Raw genomic sequence first — 12773 nt, 5'->3', positions numbered from 1 at the left:
ACACACAGTGCTGTCTGTTTTCTGGGGTGTCTGGGTTTTTTTATAATGCCCTCGGGGTGGGGGGTGCGGCGTGCCGCTCGGAGTGGGGGTCGACGGAGTGGATGTCGACCCTTGGGGCGCAAGGCGAGGTGATGTTTGCCCCTATTGCCCTTCCTATGTCCGTCGCGGCGGTTGCCAGGTGGTTCCCCCACTCCGTCTCGGCTTCGCCGAGCCACCTCTCCCCCTCCGGAGGGAGAGGAAAGTGTGGCGCGCCCGATCTCAGGGGCGCGCCGGGCGCAGGGAGATACGCCCTATTTCTTGATCACGGCGTTGGCCTTGGCAGCCGCTTCCTTCAAGCCTGCCTCGGGGTCGCCGCCAAGATAGATCTTCTGCATCGCATCCGACGTGATCTGGGCGACTTCTTCCCAGCCCGGGATGACCGGCGCAAAGCGGGCGTCAGGCAGCAGCGCGGTGAACGCTGCCAGATCGGCATTGTTGACGTAATAGTCCATCTTGGCCTCTTCCTTGTTCACCGGCAGGAAGCCTTCCCCTTGCGTGAACTTGGCGCGCTGTTCAGTGGTGAACAGGAAGTCGAGCAGCTTCCAGGCCTCATCCTTGTTCTTGGAATTCTTGAACATGATGATGGAATCGGTGACGCCGTACGTGCCGCGCGCGCCGGTCGGTCCGGCGGGGATAGCGGCCACGCCATATTTCAGGTTCGGCGCCTCGTCCTTGATCTGGTTGGACAGGAAGGGCGCGGTGATCATCATGCCGACCTTGCCCTGCTTGAACAGGTTCTGGACGTCCTCGCGGTTGTTGGAGGTGACGCCGGGTTCCGTCAGGCCTTCGTCGATCATCGACTTGTAGAGCTTGGCGGCTTCGAGCGCGCCGGGCGTGCCGAGGCCCGACGTGCCATCCTTGTTGAGGATCTCGGTGCCTTGCGACCACATCGCATAATAGTAATAGACGTCGGTCTCGATCTCCTTGCCCTGCAGGCCGAAGCCGAAGGATCCGGTGCCCAGTGCCTTGATCTTGCGCGCATCCTCCTGCAGCTCGGTCCAGGTTGCCGGCGGGTTGGCGATTCCGGCCTTCTCGAACAATTCCTTGTTGTAGTACATGGCGCGCGCCGAGGCCGCGATCGGCAGGCCGTAGGTCTTGCCCTCCATGATCGAGGGCGACAGGAAGGTGTCGATGAAGCGGTCCTTGAACTCCGGCTTGATATAGCCGTCGAGCGGCTCGGCGACATCCTGCTGGACGAAATCGATCAGCCAGCGGGTGCCGATGATCGACAGGTCGGCATTGGTGCCGGCCGTGATGTCGGTGGTCAGCTTCTGCAGCAGCACGTCCCACGGCACAACTTCGAACTTGACGGTGATACCCGGGTTGGCTGCCTCGAATTCCTTCTTCACCGCTTCGAAATACGGCCCGGTCTTGGCGCTGTATTCGGCGACGGTGACGCGCACCTCGCCGGCGTCTGCCTGCGCCGTCAGCGCCAGCAGGCTCATTCCGGCCATCAGGCCGACAGTCCATTTTGCAAGCTTCATTCGATCTCTCCCATTTGATTGGCGCCTGCGCTCTTGCGGCTTCCAGGCGGCCAAGGCTTTATGTGACTTTCCTACATTATCCGTGATTTCACGCTGTGCAAGCGGATTATCCTGTTGCTTAATTACATTTCTTAAAATAGCGTTTCCGACTTCGTAGATCCCAAGGAGGCGCGCAGGGTGGTTTCAACGGCCGAATTCGCGGGCAAGACCGTGCTGGTGACCGGCGCCGGCGGCGGGCTCGGCTCGGCTATTGTGGCGCTGCTGGCCGAACGAGGCGCGCGGGTCGTCGGCTGCGACCAGTCGCAAGATGCGTTGCGCAGCCCACACCTGGCGTCGCGTCACGCCTTCGACCTCCTCGACCGGGCTTCCATCGAGGCGGCGATACCAGCGATCCTTGAGAAAGATGGCGTTCCCGACATGCTGATCAACAATGCCGGCTGGACGCGCGCAGAGACGCTTGCCGCATTGACACCCGATAAGATTGAGCACGAGCTCGACCTCAATCTGACCGGGGTGATGCTGTTCGCCGATCCACTGATCAAGGCGATGGCCGCGCGCGGTTCGGGCAGCGTCGTCTTCATCTCTTCCGTCAACGCCATCGCCCATTTCGGCAACCCGGCCTATGCCGCGGCCAAGGCCGGCATCAATGCCTATGCCAAAGCGATCGCTGTGGAACTCGGCCGCAGCGGGCTGCGCGCGAATGTCGTCTGCCCCGGCTCGATCCGCACTGCCGCCTGGGACCATCGCCTGGCCAAGAACCCGGATGTTCTCGGCAAGCTCAAGCGGCTCTATCCGCTCGGCCGCATCGTCGACGCCACGGAAGTGGCCGAAGCGGTGGCCTTCCTTGTTTCGGATCGCGCATCGGGGATAACCGGCGCGGTGGTGCCGGTCGACGCCGGACTGACCGCCGGCTTCCTGCCCTTCATCGACGACATATTGGGAGCCTGACCATGACCGATGTCGAGTTCCGCGACCTGTCGAAATCCTTCGGACGCCACAAGATCCTCGAAAACATCAGCCTCGACATCAAGAGCGGCGAGTTCGTCGTGCTGGTCGGCCCTTCCGGCTGCGGCAAGTCGACCTTGCTGCGCATGCTGGCCGGGCTGGAGCCGATCACCGCAGGCGACCTCTTGATCGGCGGCGTGCGCGCCAACGATTTGCCGCCACAGCAGCGTAACATCGCGATGGTCTTCCAGTCCTATGCGCTGTTTCCGCACCTGAAAGCGGCCGACAATATCGGCTTTGGCCCAAAGATCCGCGGCGAAAGCCGCACGGCAATCGACGCCAAGGTGAAAAAGGCCTCAGGCGTCCTCAACCTGTTCTCCTATCTCGACCGCTATCCCCGGGAACTGTCGGGCGGCCAGCGCCAGCGCGTCGCAATGGGCCGCGCCATCGTGCGCGAACCCTCGGTGTTCCTGTTCGACGAGCCGCTCAGCAATCTCGACGCGCAATTGCGCGTGCAGATGCGCACCGAGATCAAGGCGCTGCACCAGCGGCTGAAATCGACCATCGTCTATGTCACCCACGACCAGATCGAGGCCATGACCATGGCCGACCGCATCGTGGTGATGGACCGCGGCAAGATCCAGCAGGTCGGCGCACCGCTGGAGCTCTACGACCGTCCCGCCAACAAATTCGTCGCCTCCTTCATCGGCTCGCCGTCGATGAGTTTTGTCTCCGGCGCCCTGAAGACGACGCCCGAGAAAAGCTGGTTCGAATCGGCCGGCGGAGGGCGACTGGCGCTCGGCAGCAAGACGGTGCCGGCTGGCACCACGGTCGAGGCCGGCATACGGCCCGAACACTTCGTCATCGGCGAGGCTGTCGACGCGATGGCGATCAAGGTCGATGTCGTCGAGCCGACCGGCTCGGAAACCCATGTCTATGGCGCCATCGGCGCTGACACGGTGCGCGCCGTATTCCGCGACCGGGTTCAGGTCAAGCCGGGTGAACTGCTGCCGGTCTCGGTAGCGCCGGGCAACATCCATCTGTTCGACACGGCGACAGGCCTGCCGCTATGAGCGCCGGCATGAAAACGAAAATACCACGATGAAGACGACAACCCAGAAATGAAAACGCCGGCCGACATCATCACGCGCCTGCAGCTGATGTCGCAGGACGGCACCAAATCGGACCGCCGCCTGGCCGGTCTCGTGCTCACCGATCTCGACTTTGCCTCCAAGGCGGCAATCTCGGAAATTGCCGCGCGCGTCGGCGTCAGCGAGCCGACAGTCACCCGTTTCTGCCGCAATCTCGGCTGCGAGGGTCTGCGCGATTTCAAATTCTACCTGGCGCAGGCGATCGCCATTGGCGGCCAGTATCTGTCGCCCGAACCGCTGAACCGGGACGCGCGCGAGCAGCGCATTGCGTCGGCCATCACCGAAGCGGCAATCGCCGCCATCCAGCGCGCCAGCGAAAACCTCGACATGAAGACGCTGGTGGGCGTGGCCGCGCGCATCGTCAGTTCGGGCAATGTGCTGTGCATCGGCTCCGGCGGCATTTCCTCGATGATGGCGACCGAGATGCAGAACCGGCTGTTTAGGCTGGGCGTGCCGGTGCTGGCGCAGATCGACGGGCAGTTGCAGCGCATGTATGCCGCGGTCGCTACGTCGGAGACGACGTTGATCGCGTTCTCGGTGTCCGGCTATGCTCGCTCGGTGATCGACGCCGTGCAGGTGGCCCAGCAATATGGCGCCACCACCATCGCCGTAACCCCGCCGGAATCAGCGCTGGCCAAGGCCGCCGATACCGTCATCCAGTTCCAGTCGCTGGAGGACGGCAACATCTACAAGCCGACCTCGTCGCGCTATGCGCTGCTTTCGATCGTCGACATGATCGTCACCTCGGTGGCCGAGACGCGCGGACCAAGGGTTCTGGAAAACCTGCGCCGCATCAAGCAGAGCGTGAACACGCTGAAGGTCGACGATCCAAAGTTGCCGCTGGGGGATTGAGGACTAACGGCCGAGCGCTTTGATGCTCGTCACCAGCGCCGCCGGATCGCCATTCACGCGTAGCGTCTTCAAGCGAGGGGTAGCGCCAGCAACGACCGACACCGCCGATGCGGGAACTCCCAGCGCCTTGGCGACAAGTCTTTGCAATGCTTGATTGGCCGCGCCATTCTCCGGCACGGCGCGCACGCGCGCCTTCAAATGGCTGCGCCCGTCGGCCATCGTCTCCACGCCTCCGAGCCTGTCCACGGAAGACTTCGGCGTCAGCCGGATAAACAGGTCGATGCCGTCGGCGCGCAAGCGGAATGGCGCGCTCATGCCGCCGTCAGGTTCACAGGACCAGCGGCGCTATCGTGGTGAGAATGAGCTGCCTGAGAAAGAACAGGAGCAGAAGCAGGATGATCGGCGAGATGTCGACGCCGCCAAGGTCGGGCATGAACCGACGGATTGGACGCAGCGCCGGCTCGGTCAGCCGGTAGAGCATGTTGCCGATGCTGCCGACGAACTGATTGCGCGAGTTGACGACGTTGAACGCATAGAGCCAGGAGAAGATCGCCGAGGCGATGATGACCCACCAGTACAGGTCCAGCGCCATGACGATTGTTTGAATGAGGGCGAGCATGCCGGTCTCCGATTGTTGTCGACATGTAGCCATTGCGCGCGAAACCGGCAAGGGCCGGTCGCCTACAAGCACCGGGCACAAGGGATTTCGGCAAAACCCCGCCTTGACAGGAAACCGCAGCCTTCGATAAATGCGCCATCCGCTGGACGGGGCTGTAGCTCAGCTGGGAGAGCGCGTCGTTCGCAATGACGAGGTCAGGAGTTCGATCCTCCTCAGCTCCACCAGCGGAATTTTCCTGCCTGTCGACACATCTAAGTTCCGAGACGTCTCGTCAAAGCCCCGCCTTCGCTGCGAGATAGGGCGCCAGGGCAAGCGAGTAGCTGGCGGTCAGATGATGACTGTCCCGCCAGACGATGATGTTGCCGACAACTGCCGGGCATAGTTGCGGCCCGCAAATGGCATCGAGCATATCGATGGCGCGCACATTTTTCTGTCCTTCCGCGGCCAGCGCCAACACGTTGCTCCGCTCAATATCGCTCAGTTTGGTGACGCATTTCGTTGGGGTCGAACTCAGGCAATCGCCCGGGTCGAATTTCATATAGGGCGTGTTGCGGATGGCAACGATTTGCGAGCCGGCGTCCGTCAGCCCGCCCCAGAGACTTCGCAGCCCCTCGATCATCACGTCTTGCTGAACCGCTCCGTAATTGGACTGGCTGGTGAAGATCAGATCCGGTTTCAGCTTTAGGATCTCGGCCAGCACCTTTTCGTGCCACTGCGCGCATAAGACGTTGGGTTTGCCATTCGCCGTGATGGCCACGCGGGTGAATGGGCAGGCGGATTTTGTAAAGGTAACCAGTTTGAAGTTGCGGTCCTTTGCGATCTTGTCCAGTGCCGGCACCCACTGGGCTGCATGAGAATCTCCCACCAGAACCATTGTTTTCGCACCCGTGGGATCGCCTAGAGAGCATCGTTTGGGCTCCGAGCTTTCCTCCTGGTGGCACTTCCTTGCATACACGACCGGCACGTCCCGCCTCAGCCGGGCCAGCGGCGGCAGAAGGTTCACACCGTCCGGGACCACGGCGCCGGAGACGAGAGCGGCGGGCCCGGGGTAGGAAGGCGTGCCGATCAGCGCGGTGTCGATGCGTTCGGTCTTCAGAAAGAGCAGCAGGCTGCCGGATGCGGCCACGCATGTGAGAACCGCCGCGGTGCCGTATCCCAGCGGCTTCCACCAGGCGCCGCCCCGAGCTTGCCGGTAGCGCTGCTCAACATATCGATAGGACAGATCCGATAGAAGCAGGGTCGCCGCAATCAGGCCGAAGCCGCCGGCAAGGGTCAGCGAATGACCCTGCGCCTGGAAGATGGTGATCAGCGGCCAATGCCATAGATAGACCGAGTAGGAGCGATCGCCGATGAAACGAAGTGGCAACGAATCGAGCCCACGAAACCGGCCGACTTCAACCTCGCCAGCCAGGATGACCAGCACTGTGGCCAAGGTCGGCAACAACGCACTGACGCCGGGAAATGGAGTTGCAGCGGAAAACAGCAAGGCGGACGCAACGATGCCCAGGATGCCGGCGATCGCCAGCCACTGTCTAGTGAGTGCCGCCAGTCGAAACTGGTGTTCGGTCAGCACCAGCAGACCACCCAGCGCCAATTCCCACAGGCGGGTATGGCTGACGAAATAGGCCTGGGCCGGATCCGTCGCCGTCAAAACCACAGAGGCAACAAGTGATGCCGCGAAAATGAGCGACAACGCCCCGATCAAGCAGGCCCTCAGCGGAAGGTCACGGCGGCGCGCCAGCCAGATCACGCCGATCATCACCAACGGCCAGGCGATGTAGAACTGCTCTTCGATGGAAAGCGACCAGTAGTGTTGCACCGGGCTCGGCAAGGTGTCGGCCTCGAGATAGCTGACGGCAATCGAGGCCAGCCGCCAGTTCTCGACATAAAGAGCGCTCGCCACGATCTGGTTGCCTATTTCCTCCCAGCGCGCCTTTGAGATGAAAAGCAGCGTGCCCAGCAATGCCACCAGCAGCACCAAGGTTGCTGCAGGCAACAACCGTCGCACCCGTCGCGAATAGAATTCGATCAGCGAGACGCGACCGTCGCGCAGCGCCATCTGCGCCAGCAGGCCGGTGATCAGATAGCCAGAGATGACGAAAAAGACGTCGACGCCGATATATCCGCCGGGAAGAGCATGGGGCCACAGGTGAAAGACGACGACCAGAGCGACGGCCAGTCCGCGCAACCCTTGTATTTCGGGTTGAAACCGGCGGTTCTGATCGATTGTCACCGGGTATCCCCCAACAGTCTCAGCCGGCCTGGATCAACCGGCCAGTCCCCGCCACGATCTTCATAAGGGCAGAGTGCCGTGAAGCAAGAGCCGATCGCAGCAGTTCATTCCCTTTCCGTCTCCAGCCCGCTCACCAGCGTGTCGACGAAACCCAGCAGCTCACTTTCGAGATCGGTGGACGCCAGGCCAATGAAACGGTCTTCGAGCGAGATGGCGACGATCCCATGCACGGCGGAGAACAGCGTGCGCGCGCGGGCCAAAAGCTCCGGCGTTGCCGCCGCCGGGAGCAGCGCCGCCAGCGGCTCGACCAGATGCTGGATCAGCACGGCATGTTCGGCCAGATGCCATCCGGGCACCGCCACGCCTGGCGCCATGCGATGCTCGAACAGCGCCTTCCACGCCATGCGGTTGCCGCGGGCGAAGCCGAGATAGGCCTTGGCCAGTGCCTTCAGCTTGGCCCTTGGCTCGGCGGCGGCGGTCGCCTCCTGTTCCAACGCCGCCCCAAGTCTTGCCAGCGTGATCGAATTGACGTGCAGGATGAGCTCGTCGAGGTCGGCGAAGGCCGTGTAGAGCGCGCCGAGCGCGCAGCCGGCATCGGCCGTGATGTCGCGTGCACGCAGCCCGGCGAGCCCCAAGGACTGGATGCGCGCTTGCGCGGCCTCGATCAGCCTGCCTTTGAGATCCTCGCGTTTGGCGTCCCGTTTTGCGGTCATTAACCTTCCTTATGCGCAATTCATGAACACCGTTCATTTTCTCCTTGAACGCCGTTCACAATGTGCTACGTTGTGTCGTGAACAACGTTCATAGAGGAGAAACGGAAATGTTGAAACAGTTTTTTGCTCTCGTTCGCGGCCGAAGCTACGAAGCCGCCGAGGCGGTCGTCGACCGCAACGCGCTGATAATCCTGCGCCAGCAGATCCGCGATTGCGCCGACGCTATCGCGGCCGCCCGCCGGGCGGTTGCAATTGCCATCGCCCAGAACGAACAGGAAGTCGCGCAGTTCAAGAAGCTTGTCCTCCGCATCGACGATTTGGAGAAGCGCACGATCGCCGCGATCGAGCAGGGACAGAATGAACTGGCCCGCGAAGCCGCCGAAACCATCGCCATGCTGGAAGCCGAACGCGACGCCTCCGCCGAGGCGCAGAAAAGCTTCGGCACCGAGATCGAGCGTCTCAAGCGGATTATCCGCGTCTCCGAAATGCGCCTGCGCGAATTGCAGCGCGGCCAGCGCATCGTTGCCGCGGTCGACTCGACCCAGCGCCTGCGAGAAAGCGCGCCCGGCTCCAGCCTGTCGGCGCTCAGGGACGCCGAGGAGACGCTGCTGCGCCTGCGCACCAGGCAAAAGCAGATCGACGCCACCGCGGCCGCCATGGCCGAGATGGAACAGTCGGGCGATCCTGCCGCGGTCTCAGAGAAGCTTGCGGCCGCCGGCTGCGGCGCGCCGCTGAGAAGCAGCGCCGACGCCGTGCTCGAACGGCTCACGAAGACCATGACCAAGCCGGCCTGATCGTACCCGGCCTGATTGTTATCCAGTCTGATTGTATCCGGCCTGATTGTATCCAGCCTGAAACAGACCCACGCCCAACCAACCTAACCTTGAAACGAAAGGACCATATCGATGACCCCGAACACCTATTCCCCCAAGGACTCAAGCGCCTGGAAGACCTTCACCATGGCCAGTTTCGCCGTTGCCGCCACAATGATGGCCGGCGGCATCTACTTCATGGAGGCGAGCTTCGCCGCCAAGGGGTTTTATGCGATGGCCGCCATCATGCTCGTGCACACCTCGATCACCATCACCAAGACGCTGCGCGACTCGGAAGAGGCAAGCCGCTTCATCAACCGGCTGGAAGACGCCAAGACCGAGAAGTTGCTGATGGAAGTCAGCCGCAGTAACGAAGTGTAACCGGGTTCCCGCTAAACAAGGCTCAACGCGCAAGACCGCTGATCAATCCAGTCAGGATTTTCACCGGTCTTGCCCAATGGAAGTCGCCGCTATGGAAATCGCCCCGATCAACCGACCGACAGCTCATCTGATGACCTCCAGGCGCTTTGCGCCCTTGTTCTGGACGCAGTTCCTGTCCGCCTTCAACGATAATTTCCTCAAGAACACGCTGGTGTTCCTTATTCTGTTCACGCTGGCGGCGGACCAGGCGGCATCACTGGTCACCTTGGCGGGCGCCGTCTTCATGGCCCCCTTCCTGCTCCTGTCGGCGCTCGGCGGCGAGCTCGCCGACCGCTTCGACAAGGCTCTCATAGCCAAGCGTCTGAAATTCGCCGAGATCGCCGCGGCGGGTGTCTCCGTCGTCGGCATCGCCCTGTCGTCCATTCCCGTGCTGATGACGGCGCTGTTGATGTTCGGCGTTATCTCGGCGCTGTTCGGACCGATCAAATACGGAATCCTGCCCGATCACCTCGAACGCAAGGAACTGCCCAAGGCCAACGCCTGGATCGAGTCAGCCACGTTTGCCGCGATTCTCGGCGGCACCATAGCCGGCGGCGTCGTTTCCGCCGATGGCATCGGCGTCGCGGTGTTCGGACCGATCATGATGGCGCTCGCCGTCGGTTGCTGGCTCGTCAGCCGCTATATCCCGTCCACCGGTTCGGCGGCGCCCGACCTTGTCATCGACAAGAACATCTTCCGCTCGACCTGGCGCCAGGTCGCCGAATTGCGCACCGACACGCGCATCTGGCGCGCCGGCCTGATGACGTCGTGGTTCTGGCTGATCGGCGCCATCGTGCTCTCGCTCCTGCCGGTCCTGATCAAGGATTCGCTCGGCGGCAACGAAATGGCCGTCACCGTCTACCTCGCCGTGTTCGCCGTCTCGATCGCCATCGGTTCGGCCATCGCCGCCTGGATGTCGCAGGGCCGCATCGTGCTGTTGCCGGCACCGGTCGGCACGGCGCTGCTCGCCCTGTTCGGCCTGCATCTCGCCTGGACCATCTCCGGCATGACGCCGTCGCCCCAGGCGGAAACCCTTGGCGCATTCTTCGCCGGCCCAAACACGATCCGCGTCGCCATCGACCTCGCCGGCATGGCCATTGCAGCCGCTTTCCTGGTGGTGCCGACCTTCGCCGCCGTGCAGGCCTGGTCGCCCGAAGCGCGGCGCGCCCGGGTCGTCGCCGCCGTCAGTATCGTCAATGCCGGCTTCATGACTGGCGGCGGCATCATCATGGCCCTGATCCAGACGAAGGTCTCGACCGGCGGCATCCTGTTCGGCCTCGTCGCGGCCAATGCGATTGCCGCCTGGCTGATGCTGAAATATTTGCCGACGAACCCCTTCCGTGACTTCGTCTCCATCCTGTTCCGCGCTTTCCTGCGCCTCGAAGTCGAGGGTATGGAAAACCTCAAGGCGGCCGGCAAGGCGCCGATCCTGGCGCTCAACCATGTCAGCTTCCTCGACGGTCCGCTCGCCTTGACGCTGACCGATGAGGAGCCGGTCTTCGCCATCGACTACACCATTGCCCAGGCCTGGTGGATGAAGCCGTTCATGAAACTTGCCCGCGCTTTGCCGCTCAACCCGGCCAAGCCGATGTCGACCCGCACGCTGATCAAGATCGTGCAGGGCGGTGACCCGCTGGTGATCTTCCCGGAGGGACGCATCACCGTGACCGGCGGCCTGATGAAGGTCTATGACGGCGCCGCCATGGTTGCCGACAAGACCGGCTCGATGGTTGTGCCGGTGCGCATCGACGGGCTGGAGAAGACCTACTTCTCGCGGCTGAGCTCGCAGCATGTGCGCCGCCGCCTGTTCCCGAAGGTCAAGGTGACCATTCTGGAACCGGTCAAGCTCGAGGTGCCGCAAGAGCTGAAGGGCCGCAAGCGCCGCGCCGCGTCGGGTTCCGCGCTCTACCAGGTGATGTCGGATCTCGTTTTCCGCACCCAGGACATCGACAAGACCGTACTGGAAAAGATCATCGAGACGGCGAACGAACGCGGCATGAAACAGCTCGCAGTTCAGGATCCGGTCACCGGTTCTCTCAGCTACAGCAAGCTGCTCACGGCTGCCGCCGTGCTTGGTGAGAAGTTCCAGAACCTTTATGCCGACCAGCAGACGCTGGGCATCATGCTGCCCAACGCCAACGGCTCTTGCGCGACGCTGCTCGGCGTCATGTCCGCCGGCAAGGTTCCGGCGATGATGAACTTCACCGCAGGTGCTGCCAATATTCTGTCCGCCTGCAAGGCCGCCGAAGTCCGCACCGTGCTGACGTCCCGCGCGTTCGTCGAACAGGCAAAGCTCGGCGCCGTGGTCGAGGAACTCGGTCGCTCGGTCGACATCGTGTGGCTCGACGATCTCAGAAAGACCATCAGTCTCAAGGATAAGCTGCTCGGCTTGCTGCGCAAGTCGACGCCGCGCGCGAAACGCAAGCCCGGCGATGCGGCGGTGATCTTGTTCACCTCGGGTTCGGAAGGCACGCCGAAGGGCGTCGTTCTGAGCCACCGCAACATCCTGGCCAACGCCGCCCAGGCGGCGTCGCGTATCGACTTCCATTCGGGCGACAAGGTGTTCAACGTGCTGCCGATCTTCCACTCCTTCGGCATGACCGCGGGCACGGTGCTGCCGTTGATCTCCGGCGTGCCGGTCTATTTCTACCCCTCGCCGCTGCACTACCGCCTCGTGCCGGAACTGATCTACGGCTCGAACGCGACGATCATCTTCGGCACCGACACCTTCCTCTCCGGCTATGCGCGCACCGCTCACCCCTACGACTTCCGCTCGATACGCTATTGCTTTGCCGGCGCGGAACCGGTCAAGACAGCGACGCGCATGACCTATATGGAGAAGTTCGGCCTACGCATCCTCGAGGGCTACGGCGTCACCGAGACGGCGCCGGTGATCTCCATCAACACGCCGATGTACAATCGCTCCGGAACCGTCGGCAAGATCATGCCCGGCATGGAATACCGCCTCGATCCGGTCCCCGGCGTCGACGAAGGCGGCCGGCTGTTCGTGCGCGGCCCCAATGTCATGGCCGGTTATCTCCGGGCCGAGAAGCCCGGCGTGCTCGAACCGCTGGAGGACGGCTGGCATGATACGGGCGACGTCGTCGCTATCGACGAAGGCGGCTTCATCACCATTCGCGGCCGCGCCAAGCGCTTCGCCAAGATCGGCGGCGAGATGATCTCGCTCGCCGCTGTCGAAGCGCTGGCCGGCGAATTGTGGAGGGGCTCGCTGTCGGCGGTCGCCACGGTGCCCGACGCGCGCAAGGGCGAAAAGCTGATCCTCATCACCGAGGCATCCGGCGCCACACGAGCGGAATTCCTCGCCTACGCCAAGACCAACGGCGCCATGGACCTGATGGTCCCGGCCGAAGTGCGGGTGGTCTCAAAGGTACCGGTCCTTGGCTCCGGCAAGCTCGACTTCGCCGCCGTGACAAAAATGGTGCGCGACGAAGAAGCCTTGAAGACCAAGGCCGCCTAATCCGGCTACGGCAACGGGCCGACGCGA

General features: G+C 62.9%; 11 protein-coding genes and 1 tRNA gene. 7 read left to right on the top strand and 5 right to left on the bottom strand.

All coding sequences use genetic code 11. The features are described 5' to 3' along the window. Positions 1-290: 290 nt before the first annotated feature. Complete coding sequence (locus tag NKI32_RS30775) at positions 291-1523, bottom strand: ABC transporter substrate-binding protein (RefSeq protein WP_352597724.1); 1233 nt, start codon at positions 1521-1523, stop codon at positions 291-293. A gap of 177 nt (positions 1524-1700) precedes the next feature. Between NKI32_RS30775 and NKI32_RS30770 the strand changes: the two genes are divergently transcribed. The 3 genes from NKI32_RS30770 to NKI32_RS30760 are packed head-to-tail and all read left to right on the top strand — an operon-like array spanning position 1701 to position 4471. Beyond that, complete coding sequence (locus NKI32_RS30770) at positions 1701-2471, top strand: SDR family NAD(P)-dependent oxidoreductase (RefSeq protein ID WP_353005097.1); 771 nt, start codon at positions 1701-1703, stop codon at positions 2469-2471. Between the two features lie 2 nt (positions 2472-2473). After that, positions 2474-3541: an ABC transporter ATP-binding protein gene (locus NKI32_RS30765; RefSeq protein WP_352787121.1), complete on the top strand. Its 1068-nt coding sequence runs from the start codon at positions 2474-2476 to the stop codon at positions 3539-3541. A 48-nt stretch (positions 3542-3589) separates the two neighbouring features. Then, positions 3590-4471, top strand: coding sequence for a MurR/RpiR family transcriptional regulator (locus NKI32_RS30760; protein WP_023681445.1), 882 nt, complete (start codon positions 3590-3592; stop codon positions 4469-4471). 3 nt (positions 4472-4474) lie between these two features. Here NKI32_RS30760 and NKI32_RS30755 read toward each other — a convergent pair whose 3' ends face one another. Continuing rightward, positions 4475-4786, bottom strand: coding sequence for a DUF167 family protein (locus NKI32_RS30755; protein ID WP_352787122.1), 312 nt, complete (start codon positions 4784-4786; stop codon positions 4475-4477). Between the two features lie 13 nt (positions 4787-4799). Beyond that, the gene (locus tag NKI32_RS30750; protein WP_023668602.1) at positions 4800-5090 is read right to left on the bottom strand and encodes a YggT family protein; all 291 of its coding nucleotides are present in this window, start codon (positions 5088-5090) and stop codon (positions 4800-4802) included. A 148-nt stretch (positions 5091-5238) separates the two neighbouring features. Here NKI32_RS30750 and NKI32_RS30745 point away from each other — a divergent pair. Continuing rightward, positions 5239-5314 (top strand) — tRNA-Ala (locus tag NKI32_RS30745). Positions 5315-5361: 47 nt separating this feature from the next. Here the strand turns inward: NKI32_RS30745 and NKI32_RS30740 are convergent. Both NKI32_RS30740 and NKI32_RS30735 read right to left on the bottom strand, forming a co-directional pair. Beyond that, a complete protein-coding gene (locus NKI32_RS30740; RefSeq protein WP_084633816.1) occupies positions 5362-7323 on the bottom strand; it encodes an acyltransferase family protein in 1962 nt (653 codons plus the stop codon). A gap of 104 nt (positions 7324-7427) precedes the next feature. Then, positions 7428-8036, bottom strand: a complete 609-nt coding sequence (locus tag NKI32_RS30735) for a TetR/AcrR family transcriptional regulator (RefSeq protein WP_023681448.1) — start codon at positions 8034-8036, stop codon at positions 7428-7430. Positions 8037-8143: 107 nt separating this feature from the next. Between NKI32_RS30735 and NKI32_RS30730 the strand changes: the two genes are divergently transcribed. The 3 genes from NKI32_RS30730 (at position 8144) to NKI32_RS30720 (ending at position 12746) form a co-directional block, all read left to right on the top strand. After that, the gene (locus tag NKI32_RS30730) at positions 8144-8830 is read left to right on the top strand and encodes a PspA/IM30 family protein (protein WP_023681449.1); all 687 of its coding nucleotides are present in this window, start codon (positions 8144-8146) and stop codon (positions 8828-8830) included. A 111-nt stretch (positions 8831-8941) separates the two neighbouring features. Beyond that, positions 8942-9229 (top strand): YiaA/YiaB family inner membrane protein, encoded by a 288-nt coding sequence (locus NKI32_RS30725; RefSeq protein WP_023668598.1) that lies wholly within the window; start codon positions 8942-8944, stop codon positions 9227-9229. 91 nt (positions 9230-9320) lie between these two features. After that, on the top strand, positions 9321-12746 hold the full coding sequence (locus tag NKI32_RS30720) for an acyl-[ACP]--phospholipid O-acyltransferase (protein WP_353005094.1): 3426 nt from the start codon (positions 9321-9323) through the stop codon (positions 12744-12746). The last annotated feature ends 27 nt before the right edge of the window (positions 12747-12773 follow it).

This window comes from Mesorhizobium sp. M0761, assembly GCF_040320205.1.
Taxonomy (GTDB): domain Bacteria; phylum Pseudomonadota; class Alphaproteobacteria; order Rhizobiales; family Rhizobiaceae; genus Mesorhizobium.
Note: the sequence above shows the minus strand (reverse complement) of the source record. Positions and strands in the feature narration are given on the sequence as shown.